Below are 19,618 nucleotides of genomic sequence, written 5' to 3'. Positions count from 1 at the left end.
CCTGCGTTGCGCCGCTTGTGGGTAGAACCACTACCCGCTGCACGGCGCGCCTTGTCTCGGAAAACCTGGGGTGCCAACACGAGTGCGTACATTGATCAGTGTTTCCCTAGGGGAGAAGCTGATTCCATCGCGCGTCTCCCTGGGGCGATGCCCGCGTGATCGGGATCCTCGGCGGCACCTTCGACCCGATCCACTTCGGCCACCTGCGCCCGGCGCTGGAGATCCAGCAGCACCTGGGGCTGGAGCGCGTGCACTTCATCCCCTGCCACGTACCGCCGCATCGCACGAGCCCCGGCACCGGCAGCGACGACCGCCTGGCGATGGTGGAGCAGGCGATTGCGGACGTACCGGGATTCGTCGCCGACCGTCGCGAGCTGGATCGTCAGGGGCCGTCCTACACCGTGGATACCCTGCTCAGTTTCCGCGAGGAGCTGGGGCCGGACGCGTCGCTGGTGCTGATCATGGGCATGGACGCCTTCGCCGGGCTGCCATCGTGGAACCGCTGGCAGCAGATCTTCGAGCTGGCGCATATCGTGGTCTCGCACCGCCCCGGCAGCCCGGCCTCCCACGATCTGGGCGGCTGGCTGGGGAACGCCGCGACGCACGACCCGGCGGCGCTGCGCAAGGCGCCCGGGGGGCTGGTCTACTTCCAGCCGGTCACCCAGCTCGACATCTCCGCCACCGCCATCCGGGACGAGCTGCAGGCCGGGCGCAGCCCGCGCTTCCTGCTCCCCGGGGCCGTCAATCGCTACATCCAGGACCACGGTCTGTACCGGGCCGGGTCGAACCGCAATCACGGGACATGACCGACACAATGAACAGCGAACAACTCCTGGAGCTGGTGACCACCGCTCTGGACGACATGAAGGCACAGAACATCCGCACCATCGACGTGCGTGGCAAGACCACGCTGACGGATTTCATGGTGATCGCCTCCGGGACCTCGGGGCGTCACGTGCAGTCCACCGCCGAGTCGGTGGCCACCGAGGCCAAGCAGGCCGGTATCCCGCCGCTGGGGGTCGAGGGTCAGGAGAGCCAGGAGTGGGTGCTGGTGGACCTGAACGATGTGATCGTTCACGTGATGCTCCCGGAGACCCGCGACTTCTATAACCTGGAGAAGCTCTGGATGGCGGAGGAGGCCGCGGACACCGAAAAGGCCGCCCCCGAGGACCCCAGTCTGGAGCGGGTCCGGCGCCTGCGGCGCTGAACGCCGAGCGAGGCCTCGCCCGATGCGTCTGGACCTGATCGCAATCGGCAAGCGCATGCCCGACTGGGTGGCGGAGGGCTTCGCCGAATACGCCGGGCGCCTGCCGCGCGAGCTGGAGCTGAACCTGCAAGCGCTGGCGGGTCCCTCGGGCGCGAAGTCGATGGACACCACCACGCTCCTGCGCCGCGAGGGCGAGATCCTGCTGAAGGCGATCCCCGAGGGTGCGCGCGTGATCCTGCTGGATGAGCGCGGCAAGGCGGTCGACACCAAGGGCGTGGCCAAGCGCCTGGAGGACTGGCAGGCGGACGGTCGCGACGTCGCACTGGTGATTGGCGGGGCCGCCGGGCTGGACGAGGCCGTGCGCGCCCGCGCCGAGTGGGCCTGGTCGTTGTCGCCGCTGACCTTCCCGCACATGATGGTGCGGGTGCTGGTCGCCGAGCAGCTCTACCGCGCCTGGTCGCTGCTCAACAACCACCCCTACCACCGGGCCTGATCCCCCCATGAGCCCGCCGCCGCTGTTGCTCGCCTCCGCCTCGCCGCGTCGGCGGGAGCTTCTGGAGCAGGTCCAGCTCGCCTTCGAGGTGGCGCCGATGGACGTGGACGAGAGCGCGCAGCCGGGCGAGACGCCGGAGGCCCTGGTCGAGCGCCTGGCCGTCGCCAAGGCGGAGGCGGCGCGCGATCGCCTGGCCTCCGGCCAGTGGGTGCTGGCGGCCGACACCGTGGTCGCCGTGGACGACGACGCACTGGGCAAGCCCGCGGATTTCGCCGACGCCGCCGCCATGCTCGGGCGGCTGTCCGGGCGCGCGCACCGGGTCGTGTCCGGCATGGCCCTGTGGCGCCCCGGCGAGGCCCTGCGCGCCCGTCACGTGACGACCCGGGTACGCCTGCGCGAGCTGAGCCCGGCCGACATCGAGGCCTACTGGGCGACCGGCGAGCCGCGCGGCAAGGCCGGTGCCTACGCCATCCAGGGCCGCGGCGCCGCCTTTGTCGAGTGGATCGAGGGCTCCTACACCAACGTGGTCGGGTTGCCCCTGTTCGAGCTGGAGGCCTGGCTGCGCGAGATCCCCGACCCGCCGCCGCGTGTCGGATCGGCGTCTCCCGCGGTCGCTACTGGATCTTGTGGTGGTCCAGCGGGTAGCCGCGCTCCTTGAAGAAGCGGTAGCGGCTACGGCCGGCCTCGCGTCCCGTCTCGTCGCCACCGACGATGTCGGCGACCCGTTCGAAACGCCCGCAGTACTCCGGGACCTCGGGGGCGAGGTTGATCAGCACGTCGCAACGATCCGACGGCGCATGCGCCTCGTGCAGGGAGACCGGGACATCCGTGTCGCGCACGTCGGTGCTGTGCGGCAGAAAGGCCGTGTCCTCGAAGGTCCACAACCATTCATCCAGGGTGCGCGTCAGCTCCGGCGAGCCGGTATGGATATGTACTCGATGTCCCTGCCCGCTGGCCTTCTTTGCCAGACGGCAGACGAAGCGCAGGCGTGCCTCCGGGGCCGGGTCCTCGAGCAGGTAGAAGCTGACGTGGGTCATGCCCGCCGGACCGCGATCAGGCCTGGTCGAGCAGGTAGCGCATCAGCATCGGCACCGGGCGCCCGGTCGCGCCCTTTTCCTTGCCGCTCTTCCAGGCCACGCCGGCGATGTCGACATGCGCCCAGGTGTAGTCCTCGGTATAGCGCGACAGGAAGCAGGCGGCGGTGATGGTGCCGGCCGGGCGCCCGCCGATATTGGCCATGTCGGCGAAGTTGCTCTTCAGCTGTTCCTGGTACTCCGGCCACAGCGGCAACTGCCAGGCGCGATCGCCGGTCTCCTCGCCGGCGGCCAGCAGGCTCTTGGCCAGACGCTCGTTGTTACCGAGCACGGCCGCGCCCTGGTGCCCCAGCGCGATGATGCAGGCGCCGGTCAGGGTGGCGATGTCGATCACCGCCTTCGGTTTGTAGCGCTCGACCCAGGTCAGGGCGTCGGCCAGGACCAGGCGGCCCTCGGCGTCGGTGTTCAGGATCTCCACCGTCTGCCCGGACAGGGTGGTGATGATGTCGCCGGGGCGGGTCGCCCGGCCGTCGGGCATGTTCTCGGCGCTGGTGATCACGCCGACCACGTTGATCGGCAACTCCAGTTCGCAGCAGGCCTCGATCACGCCGAACACGCTGGCCGCGCCACACATGTCGTATTTCATCTCGTCCATCTCGGCACCGGGCTTGAGCGAGATGCCTCCGGTGTCGAAGGTGATGCCCTTGCCCACCAGGACCACCGGGGCGTCATCCTTCTTGCCGCCGGAGTATTCCATCGCGATCAGGCGCGGCGGGCGCTCGGAGCCCTTGCCCACGGCCAGGATCGCGCCGGCGCCGAGTTTCTCCAGGTCCTTCTCGTCCAGCACCGTGGCCTTCAGCTTCTTGTGCTGCTTCGCCATTTCGCGCGCGGTGTCGGCCAGGCTCTCCGGGTAGCACACGTTCGGCGGGGTATTGCCGAGGTCCTTGGCGCGGTTCACGCCGGTGGCAATCGCCGCGGCCTCGGAGCAGGCGCGCTTCGCCGCGTCGGCCTCCGTGCGCTCCACGCCGAGCTGGATCTTGTCCAGCTTGACCGGGGTGGTCTTCTCCTTGCCCTTGAACGGGGTGAAGCGGTAGGCGGCATCCGAGATCGCCGCGACCAGGGTATGCACCACCCAGGCGATGTCCTTGCCGCGCGGCTGGAAATCCGCCACCGCGATCACCGCGCTGGTGGCGGGGCGCTCGACCAGGGCGGCCGCGAGGGTCTGTGCCGCCTTGCGCGCGGCGCGGGCGTCAAAATCCTTCTTCGCGCCCAGGCCGATCAGGAGTGCGTTACCCTTGCTCCCACCGGCGGGCAGCAACAGCCGGCTGCCGGCCTCGCCATCCATCTCGCCGGCCTTCACAAGGGCGGTGATCTCGCCGTCGCGCGCCGCATCCAGCACCGTGGCCCCGGCGGCCAGCTTGCGCTTGTGATGGATTCCGGCGGCACGGATGCCGGCGCGGGGTTTGTCGAGGGTCGAGGTGGTGACGGAGAATTGCATCAAATGCCTCCCGAGAATGAGTTCGATCATGGTACCAGCGCCACGCGGCGCCCGACCACGCGCCGCGCGGGCCGCGGGGTAATGCGCGCATGATCCTGCGCCGCGCCGAACGTTTCATCGCCCGCGAACTGCTGGTCACGCAGACCGCGGTTACCATTGTGCTGTTGCTGGTGATCATCGGCGGCGTGTTGGGGCGGGTGCTGCGCGATGTCGCCGAGGGCAGTATCCCCGTGGATTTCCTGCCGGGCATGGTCGCCTTCGGCGCATTCAAGGGCATTGTCTTTCTTTGGCCGGTGGCGTTGTTCCTGGCCTTCATGCTGGTGCTGGGCCGGTTGCAGCGCGACAGCGAGCTGGTGGCACTACAGGCCAGCGGCATGTCCTTCGCCGCGTTTTATCGCGCGCTGTTCTGGGTGGCTACGCCCGCTACGTTGCTGTTGCTGGTGCTGATGACGCTGGTGGTGCCACGCACCGAGGCCCAGATCGACCAACTGCGCGACCTCGCCGAGACACGCTCCGACCTGGTCGGCATCACGCCCGGGCGCTTCCTGCGCTCGCGGGTTGGCGAGCAGGTCTTCTTCGCCGAGCGCCTGAGCGAGGACCGCGAGGCCCTGCTGGAGGTGTTCATCTACCGCGAGGTCGACGGCGAGGCGCAGGTGACCGTAGCCGAGCGCGCGATTCCCGACCCGGGGGCCGAGGGTAGTGGTTTCCTGATCCTCGAGAACGGCTATCGCCATGTCGGCGTGCCCGGCGAGGGCAGCTTCCGCATGCTCGAGTTCGAGCGACTGCGGACCCAGATCACCGAACCGGATGCCGGGGCCGGGCGGCGCTCGCTGAACGCGATGTCGACGCTTCAGCTGTGGGCGGAGCGTGATCGGCCGGACCATCGTGCGGAGCTCGAATGGCGCATCGCGATGCCGCTGTCCATCCTGGTGCTCACGCTGATCGCGCTGCCGCTGGCCCAGGTGCCGCCGCGGACCGGGCGTTATGCCCGCATCCCGGCGGCGATCGGCGTCTACGTGCTGTACGCGAACTTCCTGATCCTGGGTCAGGGGCAGCTGGCGGATGGCCGTACGCCACTGGCCCTGGGGCTCTGGTGGACGCACGGCCTGATGCTGGTTCTCTGGCTGTGGCTGGCCTGGCGCAAGGGCATGCTGGGCCTTGGCCGGGGAGCGGGTGGCGGCCCTCGCCGCGTGGAGCGTGACGAGGTGGCTTCGTGACGACCGTACTGGGTCGCTACATCATGCGCCAGGTCCTGATCGGGACCGCGCTGGCCGTGGTCCTGCTGGTGGCGCTGGATGCGGTCTTCGCGCTGATTGACGAGCTCCGCGACACCGGGCGTGGCAACTATGGCCTGACCGAGGCGCTGCTGTATGTGGCGCTGACCCTGCCGCGGCGGATGTACGACATGCTGCCCCCGGCGGCGCTGCTCGGCGGACTCTTGTGGCTGGGTAATCTGGCCGCCAACAGCGAGCTGACCGCGATGCGGGCCGCCGGAATGACGCTTGGGCGCTTCATCGGCTGGGTGATGCAGGCCGGACTGGTGGTCGTGGTCGTGATGGTAGTGGTCGGCGAGTTCTTCGCTCCTGCGGCCGAGAGTCGTGCACAGAACCTGAAGGCCAGTGCCTTCGATGAACAGCTGAGTGTGAGCCCCATCGGGCTCTGGGCGCGCGATGGCCAGCGGATGGTGCAGGCGGATGCGGTGTTGCCGGGCAACCGCCTGATCGGCGTGCGCATCATCGAGGTGGATGCGAACCGCGAGCCGCGCGAGATTACACGTGCGCAGAGCGCGCAGTACGTGGATGGGGCCTGGCGGCTGCTGGGCGTGGAGCGTTCGCGGCTGTCGCTGGAGCGCGTCGAGCCCGAACGCCTGGAGGAGGAGGTCATCGAGCGCCTGATCGCACCGGAGTACTTCGACATTCTGGTGGTCGAGCCCAGCCAGATGGCGGCGCAGAACCTGGCGCGCTACATCGACTACCTGCAGGAAAATCGCCTGGACTCGGCCCCCTACGAGGTCGCGTTCTGGCAGCGACTGACCCTGCCGGCCAGCACCTTCGTGATGCTGCTGCTGGCGATCCCGTTCCTGTTCGGCTCGCAGCGCGAGGGTGGTGCCGGGCGGCGCCTGTTCATCGGCATCGCCATCGGCGTGTCGTTCGCCATCGTGATGCGCGCGATGACCCATCTGGGGCTGGTCTACAACCTGCCCCCGGTGGTCGCGGCGAGCCTGCCGGTGGTGCTGTTCCTGATCCTCGCGCTGGTGGCGCTGCAACGCATGGGGCGTCAGACATGAGGGGCTGGCTGCGCGGCGGGTTCCTGATCGTGCTGGCGGCCCTGCTGGCGGCCTGTGGTGGCGCGGGCCCGGGCGACTTCGAACCACTCCCGCGCCAGGCCACGGTGCTCGCCTTCGGCGACAGCGTGACCCAAGGGACCGGGGCGGGCTCGGGCGAGGACTATCCGGCGCGGCTGGCGGCGATTACCGGCTGGACCCTCATCAACGACGGGGTGCCGGGCGACCGCGCCAGCAGCGCCCGCGGGCGCCTGGAGCCCAGCCTGCGCGAGCACCAGCCGGACCTGGTGCTGATCTGGCTGGGCGGCAACGACTTTCTGCGCCAGCGCGATCCCGCCGCGGTCAAGGAGGATTTGCGCGCCCTGGTGGCAGCGGTGCATGAACACGAGGCCCAGCCATTGTTGCTGGGGGTGCCGCGGGCCTCGGCCCTGGGGGCTGCCACCGGGCGCCTGCGGGACGATCCGATCTATCGCGAACTCGCCCGCGAGGAACAGGTGGCCCTGATCGAGGGCGTGCTCTCCGGCGTGTTGTCCGAGCGCGAGCTGCGCGCCGACCCCGTGCACCCCAACGCCCGTGGTTACCGTCGCATCGCCGACGAGATTGCCGAGGCCCTGGACGACCTCGGCCTCTGGCTCGCCCCCTGAGGGTTGTTCAATTAGCAACGAGCTTCAGCCCATTGCAGGGAACGTAGGCTCCTTCCGCCGCGGTAGGGTGCTGTTGAGCGCAGCGAAACGCACCATTTCCCGCGTTGTGCCCGTTCCTTGATGGGATTCGCTGCGCTCATCCCATCCTACGCCCCTACGATCCGGCGGCTGGTTGAACGTGATCGCTCATCAGGACGGCTTTTGACCTTGCCCGTCTTCGTGTGCTTCGTGGTGAAACAAACAACCGGTCCGAGATCAGCTCTTGCGGTTCTGTTTCCAGCGCGGCTTGGCGAGGCCCTGGATGCGTACCAGTTCGGTGCTGGAGAGCCAGTCGTGCAGCATCCAGCGGCGCGGGTGGAACTGCGACAGGCCGAGCGCGAACAGCGCCGCCGCGGTGACCACGGTGACTGCCACGGCGCCGTGCTCGCGCACCGCCCAGATCGCCATCAGGATTACTAGCCACTGGGCCACCGCGACCAGGTAGCGCAGGGTGGCCTGCCAGGCATTGACCGCGTGGCCACCCTCGGTGCGCAGCTGGATGTTCCAGGCCTGCATGCCAAGCGTCTGTCCGGTGCGGGTCCAGAACCAGTAGAAGAAGCCCCAGGCCACGATCAGGTTGAGCACGAAGTGCACACGCGGCGAGTACAGCCCGGTGGTATTGCCGAGGACAACCACCAGCAGGCCAAGGACCATCCAGATCGCCACCAGCAGCAGGGCATCGTAGACGATGGCGGCCAGGCGGCGGAGCAGGCTGGTCGGCTGGCCGTCGACGGACGAGGCGGCGGTTTCGGTCATGGGATTCCCGGATGGTTCTGGATTTGGCCGCAGGCGCGGAGTGGGGGTAGTCTTGCCGTATGGAGCGACGCTTTCAACGTATCCCTCTGGAATTTCCGGCTACCCTGCTCACCGACGGCGGGGACTGCGCGGTTCGCGTGGAGGATATCTCCCTGAAGGGGGTGCTGCTGGAGGGCGCGGATCTTCCGGTCCTGGCCGATGGGGACGAGGTCAGCGTCGATATCCCGCTCAGCGGCGAGGCGCGCATCACCGTCGAGGGCCGCGTGCGCTGGCACGAAGGTTTGTGGCTGGGGGTGGAGATCGAGGCGATGCCGCTCGAATCCGCCTCGCACCTGCGGCGCCTGGTCGAGCTCAACCTGGGTGACGAGGCCCTGCTGGAGCGGGAATTCGCCGCGCTCGTCCAGTCCCCCTGAGCGCGGGCGGAAACCCGGGTCACACCTCCGGGAAGATCTCCCGGAACGGCAGCACCTCCACCCAGTCCCCCGCCCGGGCCCCACTGGACTCGCGGGGCAAAACCACGTAGGCGTTGGCCTCGCTCATCGCGCGCAGCTGGTGCGAGCCCTGGCCGCCGGCTGCGCGGACCACCCAGCCGCGGTCGTCAGTCTCGAGTAACGCGCGCTGGAAGTCCTTGCGGCCCGCGGTCTTGTACAGATCCTCCAGCAGGCGGGCGTTCAGGGTCTGCGGCTCGGTCGCGTCGCGCCCGGCGAGCTGCAGCAAGGCCGGGCGTACCAGCAGGGCGAAGGTGGTCATCACCGCCACCGGGTTGCCGGGCAGGCCGAAGAAATGCGCGCGGCCGAACTGTCCGAATGCCAGTGGCCGTCCGGGCTTGATCGCCAGTTTCCAGAAACTGACTTGTCCCGAGGCCTGCAGTACGCGGGTCACGTGATCGGCATCGCCCACCGAGACGCCCCCGGTGGTGATGATCATGTCCGCGTCCGCACCGGCCCGGGTCAGGGCTCGTGAGACCTCGGCCTCGGTGTCGCGGATCACGCCGTAGTCCAGTACCTCCACCGGATAGGCGCTCAGCAGCGCGCGCAGGGTGTGGCGGTTGCTGTCGTGGATCTGTCCCGGGCCCAGCGGTTGATCGACGGGGACCAGTTCGTCCCCGGTCGAGAAGAAGGCCACGCGCGGCCGGCGCAGCACGCTCACCCGGGCGATACCCTGACTGGCCAGGACCCCGATCTCGGCGGCGCCGATGCGCTGCCCGGACGCATATAGCGGGCTGCCGGCGGCGGTGTCACTGCCCGGTCCACGGATGTTGTGTCCCGGTGTCAGGCCGCCGTTTTGCAGGGTGATCGATTCCCCGTCCCGCTGCACCTGCTCCTGCATGATGACCAGTTCGGCCCCGGCCGGGACGACCGCGCCGGTCAGGATGCGCAGGCACTGGCCGGGCTGCAGCTCGCCATCCCAGGGATGCCCGGCCGCCGATGTGCCCACCAGTGCGAGACAGGCCCCGTCCGTTGCGTCCGCGGCGCGCAGGGCGTAGCCATCCATGGCCGAGACCGCCGCCGGTGGCACGTCGATGCGTGCGTGAACCGGCTGGGCCAGGGTGCGCCCGAGGGCCTCTTCCAGCGTGACCTGTTCGCTCTGGGTGATTGTCCGGCAGGCCTCCAGGATCGCGGCACGGGCCTGTTCCAGGGTCTTGGCGTTGGGGTCGAATTCGTCGCAACCGGGGGCAGCCTCGGGCATGGGATGTCTCCGCTTCAGGGATGGATATTCAGGTAGTCGATGATGAAGGCGGCCACCGCGTCCGGGTCGTTGACCGGCAGCAGTGGGCCGTCGAAGTCCAGGGTCGCCGCGTCGGTGGCCACCGCGATCACCCCGGCGACCTCCCGGTACAGCGGCGGTTTGCCGACTGACGGGCGGTGTACCTCGATCTTGGGCAGGTCCCACTGCTTGAAGCCCTCGACCAGGATCAGGTCGGAGCGTCGCGGGTCCAGCCGCGCGCACAGCATGTCCAGATCCGGCACGCGGCCGTCGTCGGTCTCCGGCGTCTCGACCATCAGGGCGTAGCGCCGCCCGGATGCGACCAGCATCTGGTCCGCCCCGGAGTGGCGCAGTTCAAAGCTGTCCTTGCCCGGCTTGTCCACGTCGAATTCGTGGTGGGCGTGCTTGATCATTGCCGGGCGCAGGCCGCGGGCGCGCAGGGCCGGGATCACGCCCTTGAGCAGGGTGGTCTTGCCGCTGCCGCTCCAGGCGGCGAAGGCGATGCGGGGCAGGGGCGAGGGGATGGTCGGTTCGATCATGGGCGTCGTTCCCGGGCACTGCGGTTCGGGATCGAAAGTATAGCGATCATGATCAGTCCCTCCCCAGGTCATCCGGTGTGTTGATGTTGGCGAACGCCTGCGGCTGATCGGAAAAATCGACGGGGATTGCACCCATGTCGCGAAACCAGCGTCCCGCGGCCAGGGACCCGCGCTCCAGGTCGTTCAGCAGGGCCTGCGCCAGGGTCGGGCGCAGCAGCGCGAACAGCGGCTGCAGCCGTTCGCCGTCGTGGGCGACCGCGGCCGGGGCGTGTTCCCGGTCCACGGCCTGTTGCAGGCGTTCGCCGAGATCCCGCGGGCAATGCGGGGCGTCCACCGGGGCGCACAGGAGGTTCTGGCCGGGGAAGGCTGCGAAGGCCGCCGCGATCCCGGCCAGCGGGCCGCGGTAATCTGGGTGCCGATCGCACAGACAGGGAAACCCCAGCGCCCGATAGCGGTCGATATCGGTATTGCTGCTGATGGCCAGCTGTGCGGCCTGGGGCTGCAGGCGCTCGATCGCGTGTTCGATCAGGGGGCGCCCGTGGTACTCGACCCAGCCCTTGTTGCACCCGCCCATGCGGCGGCCCTGGCCGCCGGCCAGGATCACGGCAGTGAGGGTTTCGGGCGGGGTCTGCATTGCCTGCGTTTCCATGCGGGTCTGCGGGTTCGGCGCCGGTCCGGCCTTTGGTTTATCGTGGTGGTGTCGGCTGTCGCGTGTGCGCACGCAGTGTACGACGAATCCATCCTGACGGGAGAGGAAGCCCATGCGGGTTCCATTCAGGCGCAACGCGGGACAGGGCGGATGGCGCCCCTGGCGACATCTGTTGTGGCTGGCCTTGCTGGTGCTCGGTGCGGGCTGGCTGGTCGCGGCGAGTATGGCCGATACCGGGGATCGCCACGGCCTGATGCTGACCGTGGAGGACGCCATCGGCCCGGCCACCGGCGATTACATCCGTCGCGGCATTGAACGCGCGGAGGCGGAAGAGGCCGAGATCATGATCCTGATGCTGGATACCCCCGGCGGACTGGATTCCAGTATGCGCAGCATCATCAAGAACATCCTGCAATCGGACGTGCCGGTGGTGACGTATGTCCACCCGGCCGGCTCGCGCGCGGCCAGTGCCGGGACCTACATGCTCTATGGGTCGCATGTCGCGGCCATGACCCCGGCCACCAATCTGGGTTCGGCCACGCCGGTGCAGATGGGGGGCGGTGGGCTCCCGGGCATGGATCCGCCGGAAGCGGGCGAGGACGCCCGTGACGACGAGGACGCCGACGAGGCCCGTGGCGACGAACGCAGCGACGACGATGCGGACGAGGCGCCAGCGGGCGAAAACGGAGCGCCTGACGGCGAGGTGGAGCCGGCCAGCGAGGAAGAGCTGCTGGAGGACGATCCGGCCCCGCGGCGTGGCGACGACGCGATGGGGCGCAAGGTGCTGGAGGACGCGGTCTCGTACATCCGCGGTCTGGCCGAGCGTTATGATCGCAACGCCGACTGGGCGGAGGAGACGGTACGCGAGGGTTCCAACCTGACCGCCTCCGCGGCGCTGGAGCAGAACGTCATCGACTTTGTGGCGGACAACCTGGACGACCTGCTCGCCCAGATCGACGGGCATACCGTGCGCATGCACGACGGTGAGCGCACACTCTCCACCGAGGGACTGGAGATCGTGCGCATGGACCCGGACTGGCGCACCCAGTTGCTGTCCGTGATCACCAACCCGAACATTGCCTATATCCTGATGCTGCTGGGGATCTACGGCATCATCTTCGAGCTGGCCAATCCGGGCGCGATCTATCCCGGCGTGATTGGCTCGATCGCGCTGATCCTGGCGTTCTTCGCGCTGCAGGTGATGCCGGTGAACTATGCGGGTCTGGCGCTGATGCTGCTGGGGATGATCTTCATGATCGCGGAGGCCTTTGTGCCCAGTTTCGGGGCCCTGGGCATAGGAGGAATCGTGGCGTTTACAACCGGTTCGATCATTCTGTGGGACGACCCCAACCTGAATGTGGCCCTGCCGCTGGTGATCGGCACGGCCATCGCCATCGGCATCCTGTCGGTCTGGGTGCTGGGGCGTCTGTTCAGTCTGCGTGGCAAGAAGCCCGCCACCGGCCATGAAGAGATGATCGGCATGCTTGGCGAGGCGCGCGAGGACTTTGAACGCAGTGGCCGGGTCTGGGTCCACAGCGAGCAGTGGAACGCGGAGACCTCGGCCCCCGTGCGCGAGGGGCAGAAGGTGCGGGTGACCGCCATCGACGGACTCAAGTTGCAGGTCGAACCCGCGACCGAAGAGGACACCCCGGGCACTGCATCGGCCGGCTGACCGGCCGGTGCAGTACTCACAACGTAGAAGGAGCAGGACATGAACGATCTCGGTTTCTTTGTCGTTCCGCTAGTCATCCTGATCGCCATCATCGTGATGTCGATCAAGGTGCTGCGCGAGTACGAGCGTGGCGTCATCTTCTTTCTGGGGCGGTTCCAGGCGGTCAAGGGTCCGGGCCTGATCATCGTCATCCCGGGCATCCAGCAGATCGTGCGGATCGACCTGCGCATCATCACCCTCGATGTGCCCAGTCAGGACGTGATCTCCCAGGACAACGTCACCGTCCGGGTCAACGCGGTGCTGTACTTCCGCGTGGTGGATTCGGCCAAGTCGGTGATCCAGGTGGAGGACTACTACGCCGCGACCAGCCAGCTCGCGCAGACCACATTGCGCTCGGTCCTCGGCAAGCATGATCTCGACGAGATGCTCTCCGAGCGCGACAAGCTGAACAACGACATCCAGGAGATCCTCGACTCGCAGACCGACGCCTGGGGCATCAAGGTCACCAACGTCGAGATCAAGCACGTCGACCTGGACGACTCCATGATCCGTGCGATCGCCCGCCAGGCCGAGGCCGAGCGCGAACGCCGCGCCAAGGTCATCCACGCCGAGGGCGAATTGCAGGCGGCCGAGAAGCTGGTGCAGGCCGCGCAGAAGATGGAGGCAAGCCCGGCTGCGCTGCAGCTTCGCTACCTGCAGACCATGGCCGACATGTCGACCAACGGCACCGCCAACAGCATCTTCTTCCCGCTGCCGCTGGAACTGACCAAGGTGTTCGAGAGCCTGGCCGGAAAATTCCGCGCCGAGACCCCGGGGGCACCGGGCAATCCCGGGGGCGGCCAGCCATAACGCGTGACCAGCGCCGAGACGACCTCGTCGGCCCTCGATCGTTTCCTGGACGAGCTCTGGGCGGTCGAGGGGCTCTCCGATCACACCCTGGCGGCGTACCGCCGCGACCTGGAGGGCCTGGCGCACTGGCTGGAGCCCAGGGGCGTGGACCTGGAGACCGCCGGGGCGCCCGACCTGCTGGGGTACATCAGCGCGCGCATGCAGGCCGGGGCCCGGCCGAAGTCCATTACCCGGGCGCTGTCCAGCATCCGGCGTTTCTATCGCTATCGGGTCTATCAGGGCGAGCGTGAGGATGACCCCAGTGCCGGGATCGAATCGCCCCGCGCCGGGCGTCCGTTGCCGGCCAGCCTGTCCGAGGCCCAGGTGGACGCCCTGTTGCAGGCGCCCGATCTCGAGACCGCGGTGGGTCTGCGCGACCGCGCGATGCTGGAGCTGATGTACGCCACCGGCCTGCGCGTGTCGGAACTGGTGGGCCTGGAGCAGTCGGAGGTGAACAGCCGCCAGGGCGTGGTGCGCATCACCGGCAAGGGCGACAAGGAACGCCTGGTGCCGCTGGGCGAGGAGGCGGCGCACTGGCTGGCCCGTTTCCAGCGCGAGGCGCGGCCGGACCTGATGGACGAACACCCTCCCTGCGAGACCGTGTTCGTCACCCGCCGCGGGCGCGGGCTGACGCGCCAGGCCTTCTGGTACCGCATCAAGGCCCATGCGCGCCGTGCCGGCATCGAGTCGCCGCTGTCGCCGCATACCCTGCGCCACGCCTTCGCGACCCACCTGCTCGATCACGGGGCGGACCTGCGCGTGGTGCAGATGCTGCTGGGCCACAGCAGCCTCTCGACCACGCAAATCTATACCCACGTCGCACGCGCCCGCCTGCAAAGCCTGCATGCGGAACATCATCCCCGCGGCTGACGTCTACTACGCACTCTTGCCAGCTTTCGCAGGTTCCCCGCGTGGGGGCTGCTAGACTGGCTCCGTTTTCTGTACTGACACGAGAGAATCCATGCTCCTGAAACGCGTTCTTCCCCTTGCCGCGGCCCTGGCCGTGTTCAGCACCCCGGTCATGGCGACCGATGCCATCGAGGAAACCATGGCCCGGGTGATTCCGGATGCCGAGGCCGACAGCATCCGGGAGACCCCGATGGCTGGCATCTACGAGGTGCGCTACGGCACCGATATCCTCTATGTGTCCGAGGATGGCCGCTATCTGATTCAGGGCAGCCTGGTCGATCTGGAAACCCGCGAGAACCTGACCCAGGCCGCGCTCAGCGGGGTGCGCGCCGACATGTTCGCCGCCATCGGCGACAGCGAGCTGGTGACCTACTCGCCGAACGGCGACACTCGCGGTGTGCTGAACATCTTCACCGACCCGAACTGCCCCTACTGCCGCGAAATCCACCAGGACCTGCCGGAGTATCTGGCGGCTGGCATCAAGGTGCGCTACCTGATGTTCCCGGTCCTCGGTCGCGATTCTCCGGAGATCATGGATCGCATCTGGTGCGCGGATGACCGCGAAGACGCGATGGACCGTGCCAAGGAAGGCGACAAGCTGAACGACATCGACGGCAGCTGCGCCACGCCGCAGGATCAGCACATGGCCATGGGCCAGCAACTTGGGCTGCGCGGCACCCCGGCACTGATCACGGAGAGCGGACAACAGATGTCCGGCTACCAGGAACCGCAGGCGGTGATCGAGCGCATCCTCGGCAGTAACTGATATCCAGGCGCCGGGTCGCGCATTGCGATCCGGCTGCGGGATGGAGATGACATGCTTGAGTATCAGCTGAACGTCGAACGGGTGGACGCGCACGGCAGCCTGGCACACGCCAAGCAGGCCGAGGTCACCCTGGACACCGACATGGACGGGCGTGACGACGCCCTGAGCCCGCCGGAGCTTTTGCTGGCGTCACTCGGTGCCTGCATGGTGCGCGGCATCCAGCGCGCCCTGCCGATGCTGCGCATGGAGGTGGACAGCATCTCCATCCAGTTGCGCGGCTGGCGCCAGGACGACCCACCGGCCATCGCGAAGATCGAGTATCGCGTCGAGGTCGGCACCGATGCCGACGAGGAGATGGTCGAGCTGCTGCACCGCAACGTGCAGAAGGGTACCATCTACTCCACCCTTGCCGCCGGCACCCAACTCACCGGCGAGGTCGTCGCCAGGCAATAGGTCGCGCAACAGGTGGGAAGCCCCCTGTGGGAGCGAGCTTGCTCGCGAAGCCCCCGCCCGCGCCTGCGGTTACCTCCGCAGGGAGGAAGCTCGGGCCGATGGGCTTGGCCAGGGCCCGATCACCGAAGGGGCTCGGTTCCGGGGGTGCCGACGTGTAGGAGGCCAGCCTCTGGCCGATGGGGCGTGGTCGAGGCCGTAGCCGGTTGGAGGGATGCTGCGCCGGCAACCGGGCCCTGTTCAGTAGAGCAGCGACGCCATCTGCCGTCGATACTGCCCGACCAGCGGGTGGTCATCCCCCAGCACCTTGAACGCGGCCAGCAGGCCCTGCTGGCCGGCCCCATCGTTATAGGCGCGGTGCTGCTTCATGAGTTGCAGGTAAAGCCCCAGCGCCTCCTCGGCGCGTCCGGAGAGCATCGCGTAGGCGGCCATCTGCTCCAGCGCCTCGGGGCGCGGGTCGCCTGTCTGCAGTTCTTTCGCCAGCGCCTGCGGGTCGACGCCGGCCGCCGTCTTGGCAAACACCAGGCGGGCGCGCAGGGTCTTGGCCTCTTCCTTCTCGCTTTGATCCAGCGGCAGTTTGGCGAGTTCGGTCTCGGCCGCCTCGGGATCGCCGGACTGGGCCAGGGCGCGCGCCAGCTCGATGCGCAGGTCGCCGTTGTCGGGGTCCTCCTCCAGCGCGGCCCCGAGGGTCGCCAGGGCGCCGTCCACGTCGCCGGTCTTGGCCTGCTCGCGCGCCTGTTCGATCAGCTTGTCGGAGGGCTTCTCCAGGTACTGGTCGATCATCGCGCGGATGTTCGGCTCCGGTTGCACGCCCATGAACTGATCCGCCGGCTTGCCGTGGCGAAAGATCATGACGGTCGGCAGGCTGCGCACACCGTATTGCTGTGCCAGGGCCTGCTGCTCGTCGCTGTTGACCTTGGCCAGGCGGAACTTGCCGGCGTACTGCGTGGCGAGCTGCTGAAGTAGCGGCATCAACTGCTGGCACGGTCCGCACCAGGCGGCCCAGAAATCCACGACCACCGGGCGCTGGTGGGACTCGTCCAGCACCGCCTGCTGGAAGTTTTCCTGCGTGACGTCGAGGATATCGTCGCCGGTTGCGCTTGCGGCTTCTGCCATCGGAACCCTCCTGGAACACTTGAACACGAAATCTGCAATGCATTGTTGGGATCGCCCCCGGGATTGCAAGCAGCCTTTCCCCCGCAGGCTTTGGTACGCTGCGCACAGTCCGGTGCGCGGGGTCGCTCCGGCAACGAACGCCAACCACCCTCGTCATCGCGAGGCGCGCAGCGCCGTGGCGATCTCTGCGGACGGCCCCGGCGTTTGCCAGAGCGGACGTCGGGGGTTGCGTTGGGAGGTTTCTTCGTCGCCTTCGGCTCCTCGCAATGACGGTGCAGGATGACCGATGCCGTGCCCGGTACGGGGTGTGATCAATATTAATGAAGGGGATTCCTGCGTGAGCTATTCCGCATCCGATATCGAGGTCCTCGAAGGGTTGGACCCGGTGCGCAAGCGCCCGGGTATGTACACCGACACCACTCGCCCCAACCACCTGGCGCAGGAGGTGATCGACAACTCGGTGGACGAGGCGATCAGCGGCCACGCCAAGCGCATCGACGTGATCCTGCACAAGGACGACTCGGTCTCGGTCAGCGACGACGGCCGCGGCATGCCGGTGGACCTGCACCCGCGCGAAAAGCGCCCGGGGGTCGAGGTGATCCTGTCCACCCTGCACGCGGGCGGGAAGTTCTCGGACAAGAACTACCAGTTCTCCGGCGGCCTGCACGGGGTTGGCGTGTCGGTGGTGAACGCGCTGTCGAAGTTGCTGGAGATCCAGATCAAGCGTGACGGGCGCGAGTACCGCATGGCCTTCTCCGGCGGTTACAAGACGCAGGACCTGGAGGCGGTCGGCGATGTCGGCAAGCGCAATACCGGGACCACGCTGCATTTCTGGCCGGACCCACAGTACTTCGATTCGCCGCGGTTCTCGGTGCCCCGGCTCAAGCACATCCTGCGCGCCAAGGCCGTGCTGTGCCCGGGCCTGACCGTGACCTTCCGCGACGAGACGACTGGCGAGGCCTGCGAATGGTGCTACGCCGCCGGGCTGCGTGACTATCTGGTGGAGGCCCTGGATGGTCTGGAGCGCCTGCCGGAGGAGCCGTTCATGGGTTCGATTGCCGGGGCGACCGAGGCCGCCGACTGGGCCGTGACCTGGCTGCCGGAGGGCGGCGAGGTGGTCAGCGAGAGCTACGTGAACCTGATCCCGACCACCCAGGGTGGTACCCATGTGAACGGCCTGCGCACCGGCCTGACCGAAGCGGTCCGCGAGTTCTGCGAGTTTCGCAGCCTGATTCCGCGCGGCATCAAGCTGGCCCCGGAGGATGTCTGGGAGCGGGTGGCCAGCGTGCTGTCGTTCAAGATGCAGGACCCGCAGTTCGCGGGGCAGACCAAGGAGCGTCTGTCCTCGCGCCAGGCTGCGCCGTTTGTCTCCGGCGTGGTCAAGGACGCCTTCAGCCTGTGGCTGAACCAGCACCCGCAGCAGGGCGAGCGCATCGCCGAACTCTCGATCCAGAATGCACAGAAGCGCCAGCGCGCCGGCCGCAAGGTGGTGCGCAAGAAGATTACCCAGGGCCCGACCCTGCCGGGCAAGCTGGCCGACTGCGCCAGCCAGGACCTCGAGCGCACCGAGCTGTTCCTGGTCGAGGGCGACTCGGCTGGCGGCTCCGCCAAGCAGGCGCGCGATCGCGATTTCCAGGCGATCATGCCGCTGCGCGGCAAGATCCTGAATTCCTGGGAGGTGGACCCGGACCAGGTGCTCGGCTCGCAGGAGATCCACGACATCTCCGTGGCCCTGGGCGTGGACCCGGGCCAGGCCAGCCTGGACGGGCTGCGCTACGGCAAGGTCTGCATCCTGGCCGATGCCGACTCCGACGGCGCGCATATCGCCACGCTCTTGTGCGCATTGTTCCTGAAGCACTTCCGGCCGCTGGTGGAGCGGGGGCACGTGTATATCGCCATGCCGCCGCTTTATCGTGTGGACGTCGGCAAGCAGACCTTCTACGCCCTGGACGACGACGAGAAGGCTGGCGTGCTGGAGCGCATCGAGGCAGAAAAACTGAAGGGCAAGATCTCCGTGACCCGTTTCAAGGGGCTGGGCGAGATGAACCCGCTACAGCTGCGCGAGACCACCATGAACCCGGACACCCGGCGCCTGGTGCAGCTCACCCTCGACGCCGCCGACGACACCATGCAGCTGATGGATATGCTGCTCGGCAAGAAACGCGCCTCCGAACGCCGCTCCTGGCTGGAGGGCAAGGGCCACCTGGCCGACGTCGCCGTCTGACGCCAGATCGTAGGATGGGATGAGCACCGCGAATCCCGTCACCTGATTAGCGATCACGTTCAGCCAGCCGCCGGGTCGTAGGATGGGATGAGCGCAGCGAATCCCATCAAGGGACTGGCACGACGCGGGAAATGGTGCGTTTCGCTGCATTCAACCGCACCCTGCAGGGTCGAGTTCGTGTCGACACGTGTGCGCGAACGATCCCGGCGACGGGCTGAACGTCGCGGCTTGTCAGGTCAGCGATAGACCTCACGGCGGTGGCCTATTTTCACCACTGTGATGATCAGCTGGTCGTCCCTGATCTCGTAGAGGATGCGGTAGACGCCCTGCCGCACACGGTATCGCTCCTGCGCGGAAAGCTTCTCGCTGCCCAGTGGGCGGGGGTCCTCTGCCAGCGAAGCGATGCGTTCCAGGATGCGGCGTACGTCCCTGTCGGGAACCCGTCGCAGATCCTTGGCGACGGACTTGCGGACCACAACCTCAAAGCTTGCCATGCGCCTTCAGGTCGTCGAGGAGTGCCTCGTAGGTCATGGTTGGCTCTGCGACGCGATCTTCGAACGCCTGCAAATCCTCCTGATCCTCGATCAGTGTCTGGCGCACGGCACGATTGACCAGATCGGAGACCGAACATTGCGTGGAGGCGGCCTTCAGGCGCAGTGCCCGGTGCAAGTCGGGTTCGAAATAGACGGTGGAACGTTTGTTTGGCTCGTTCATCGGGGCCTCCGTGATGCTTGGTACCATCG

At 67.8% G+C, this 19,618-nt stretch carries 23 protein-coding genes; 14 read left to right on the top strand and 9 right to left on the bottom strand.

Features of this window, described 5'->3' with window-relative positions; genetic code table 11:
- The first annotated feature begins 155 nt into the window (after nt 1-155).
- The 4 genes from nadD to G315_RS0111840 are packed head-to-tail and all read left to right on the top strand — an operon-like array spanning nt 156 to nt 2,358.
- The gene (gene nadD / locus G315_RS0111855; protein ID WP_019612583.1) at nt 156-806 is read left to right on the top strand and encodes a nicotinate-nucleotide adenylyltransferase; all 651 of its coding nucleotides are present in this window, start codon (nt 156-158) and stop codon (nt 804-806) included.
- Nucleotides 807-814: 8 nt separating this feature from the next.
- A complete protein-coding gene (gene rsfS / locus G315_RS0111850) occupies nt 815-1,207 on the top strand; it encodes a ribosome silencing factor (RefSeq protein ID WP_018146421.1) in 393 nt (130 codons plus the stop codon).
- A 22-nt stretch (nt 1,208-1,229) separates the two neighbouring features.
- A complete protein-coding gene (rlmH, locus tag G315_RS0111845; RefSeq protein ID WP_019612582.1) occupies nt 1,230-1,700 on the top strand; it encodes a 23S rRNA (pseudouridine(1915)-N(3))-methyltransferase RlmH in 471 nt (156 codons plus the stop codon).
- A gap of 7 nt (nt 1,701-1,707) precedes the next feature.
- On the top strand, nt 1,708-2,358 hold the full coding sequence (locus G315_RS0111840) for a nucleoside triphosphate pyrophosphatase (RefSeq protein WP_019612581.1): 651 nt from the start codon (nt 1,708-1,710) through the stop codon (nt 2,356-2,358).
- On the opposite strand, the gene G315_RS0111835 is transcribed toward G315_RS0111840, so the two are convergent.
- Together G315_RS0111835 and G315_RS0111830 are read right to left on the bottom strand one after the other, a co-directional pair.
- A complete protein-coding gene (locus G315_RS0111835) occupies nt 2,315-2,737 on the bottom strand; it encodes a DNA polymerase III subunit chi (RefSeq protein ID WP_019612580.1) in 423 nt (140 codons plus the stop codon). The genes G315_RS0111840 and G315_RS0111835 overlap by 44 nt on opposite strands.
- Nucleotides 2,738-2,753: 16 nt before the next feature.
- Nucleotides 2,754-4,232, bottom strand: coding sequence for a leucyl aminopeptidase (locus G315_RS0111830; protein WP_019612579.1), 1,479 nt, complete (start codon nt 4,230-4,232; stop codon nt 2,754-2,756).
- An 89-nt stretch (nt 4,233-4,321) separates the two neighbouring features.
- On the opposite strand from G315_RS0111830, the gene lptF reads away from it, so the two are divergent.
- Genes lptF through G315_RS0111815 form a run of 3 tightly spaced genes read left to right on the top strand, consistent with a single transcriptional unit; the run spans nt 4,322 to nt 7,160 of the window.
- Entirely contained in the window at nt 4,322-5,449 is a 1,128-nt protein-coding gene (lptF, locus tag G315_RS0111825) for an LPS export ABC transporter permease LptF (RefSeq protein ID WP_019612578.1), read from the top strand.
- Nucleotides 5,446-6,519 (top strand): LPS export ABC transporter permease LptG, encoded by a 1,074-nt coding sequence (gene lptG, locus G315_RS0111820; RefSeq protein WP_019612577.1) that lies wholly within the window; start codon nt 5,446-5,448, stop codon nt 6,517-6,519. Before lptF ends, lptG begins: the two co-directional genes overlap by 4 nt.
- Complete coding sequence (locus G315_RS0111815) at nt 6,516-7,160, top strand: GDSL-type esterase/lipase family protein (RefSeq protein ID WP_018146414.1); 645 nt, start codon at nt 6,516-6,518, stop codon at nt 7,158-7,160. Before lptG ends, G315_RS0111815 begins: the two co-directional genes overlap by 4 nt.
- 255 nt (nt 7,161-7,415) lie before the next feature.
- Here the strand turns inward: G315_RS0111815 and G315_RS0111810 are convergent, their stop codons facing one another.
- Nucleotides 7,416-7,955, bottom strand: a complete 540-nt coding sequence (locus G315_RS0111810; protein ID WP_018146413.1) for an RDD family protein — start codon at nt 7,953-7,955, stop codon at nt 7,416-7,418.
- A 59-nt stretch (nt 7,956-8,014) separates the two neighbouring features.
- Here G315_RS0111810 and G315_RS0111805 point away from each other — a divergent pair, with 59 nt between their 5' ends.
- Nucleotides 8,015-8,368 (top strand): PilZ domain-containing protein, encoded by a 354-nt coding sequence (locus tag G315_RS0111805; RefSeq protein WP_019612576.1) that lies wholly within the window; start codon nt 8,015-8,017, stop codon nt 8,366-8,368.
- A 19-nt stretch (nt 8,369-8,387) separates the two neighbouring features.
- Here G315_RS0111805 and glp read toward each other — a convergent pair whose 3' ends face one another.
- Genes glp through mobA form a run of 3 tightly spaced genes read right to left on the bottom strand, consistent with a single transcriptional unit; the run spans nt 8,388 to nt 10,835 of the window.
- Nucleotides 8,388-9,644, bottom strand: coding sequence for a gephyrin-like molybdotransferase Glp (gene glp / locus G315_RS0111800; protein ID WP_018146411.1), 1,257 nt, complete (start codon nt 9,642-9,644; stop codon nt 8,388-8,390).
- A 14-nt stretch (nt 9,645-9,658) separates the two neighbouring features.
- Complete coding sequence (gene mobB, locus G315_RS0111795) at nt 9,659-10,201, bottom strand: molybdopterin-guanine dinucleotide biosynthesis protein B (RefSeq protein ID WP_018146410.1); 543 nt, start codon at nt 10,199-10,201, stop codon at nt 9,659-9,661.
- Nucleotides 10,202-10,253: 52 nt separating this feature from the next.
- The gene (gene mobA, locus G315_RS0111790; RefSeq protein WP_026182165.1) at nt 10,254-10,835 is read right to left on the bottom strand and encodes a molybdenum cofactor guanylyltransferase MobA; all 582 of its coding nucleotides are present in this window, start codon (nt 10,833-10,835) and stop codon (nt 10,254-10,256) included.
- Between the two features lie 127 nt (nt 10,836-10,962).
- Here mobA and G315_RS0111785 point away from each other — a divergent pair, with 127 nt between their 5' ends.
- The 5 genes from G315_RS0111785 (at nt 10,963) to G315_RS0111765 (ending at nt 15,538) form a co-directional block, all read left to right on the top strand.
- Nucleotides 10,963-12,522 (top strand): nodulation protein NfeD, encoded by a 1,560-nt coding sequence (locus tag G315_RS0111785; protein ID WP_026338875.1) that lies wholly within the window; start codon nt 10,963-10,965, stop codon nt 12,520-12,522.
- 39 nt (nt 12,523-12,561) lie between these two features.
- Nucleotides 12,562-13,371 carry a slipin family protein gene (locus tag G315_RS0111780; protein ID WP_018146407.1) on the top strand — a complete coding sequence of 270 codons (810 nt, stop codon included), beginning with the start codon at nt 12,562-12,564 and terminating at the stop codon, nt 13,369-13,371.
- 3 nt (nt 13,372-13,374) lie between these two features.
- Nucleotides 13,375-14,280, top strand: a complete 906-nt coding sequence (gene xerD, locus G315_RS0111775; protein ID WP_018146406.1) for a site-specific tyrosine recombinase XerD — start codon at nt 13,375-13,377, stop codon at nt 14,278-14,280.
- A gap of 91 nt (nt 14,281-14,371) precedes the next feature.
- The gene (locus G315_RS0111770) at nt 14,372-15,085 is read left to right on the top strand and encodes a DsbC family protein (protein WP_018146405.1); all 714 of its coding nucleotides are present in this window, start codon (nt 14,372-14,374) and stop codon (nt 15,083-15,085) included.
- A 51-nt stretch (nt 15,086-15,136) separates the two neighbouring features.
- Nucleotides 15,137-15,538 (top strand): OsmC family protein, encoded by a 402-nt coding sequence (locus G315_RS0111765; RefSeq protein WP_018168173.1) that lies wholly within the window; start codon nt 15,137-15,139, stop codon nt 15,536-15,538.
- A 237-nt stretch (nt 15,539-15,775) separates the two neighbouring features.
- Here G315_RS0111765 and trxA read toward each other — a convergent pair whose 3' ends face one another.
- On the bottom strand, nt 15,776-16,651 hold the full coding sequence (trxA, locus tag G315_RS0111760; RefSeq protein ID WP_019612574.1) for a thioredoxin: 876 nt from the start codon (nt 16,649-16,651) through the stop codon (nt 15,776-15,778).
- 337 nt (nt 16,652-16,988) lie between these two features.
- Here trxA and parE point away from each other — a divergent pair, with 337 nt between their 5' ends.
- A complete protein-coding gene (gene parE / locus G315_RS0111755; protein WP_026182163.1) occupies nt 16,989-18,875 on the top strand; it encodes a DNA topoisomerase IV subunit B in 1,887 nt (628 codons plus the stop codon).
- Between the two features lie 236 nt (nt 18,876-19,111).
- Here parE and G315_RS0111750 read toward each other — a convergent pair whose 3' ends face one another.
- Together G315_RS0111750 and G315_RS0111745 are read right to left on the bottom strand one after the other, a co-directional pair.
- Nucleotides 19,112-19,369 carry a type II toxin-antitoxin system RelE/ParE family toxin gene (locus tag G315_RS0111750; protein WP_018146401.1) on the bottom strand — a complete coding sequence of 86 codons (258 nt, stop codon included), beginning with the start codon at nt 19,367-19,369 and terminating at the stop codon, nt 19,112-19,114.
- A complete protein-coding gene (locus G315_RS0111745; RefSeq protein ID WP_018146400.1) occupies nt 19,356-19,589 on the bottom strand; it encodes a hypothetical protein in 234 nt (77 codons plus the stop codon). The genes G315_RS0111750 and G315_RS0111745 overlap by 14 nt, the downstream gene beginning before the upstream one ends.
- Nucleotides 19,590-19,618 lie beyond the last annotated feature (29 nt).

The organism is Thioalkalivibrio sp. AKL7 (genome assembly GCF_000381705.1).
Lineage (GTDB): Bacteria > Pseudomonadota > Gammaproteobacteria > Ectothiorhodospirales > Ectothiorhodospiraceae > Thioalkalivibrio > Thioalkalivibrio versutus.
The sequence above is the reverse complement of the archived record's forward strand: the minus strand, read 5'-3'. Positions and strand labels throughout refer to the sequence as shown.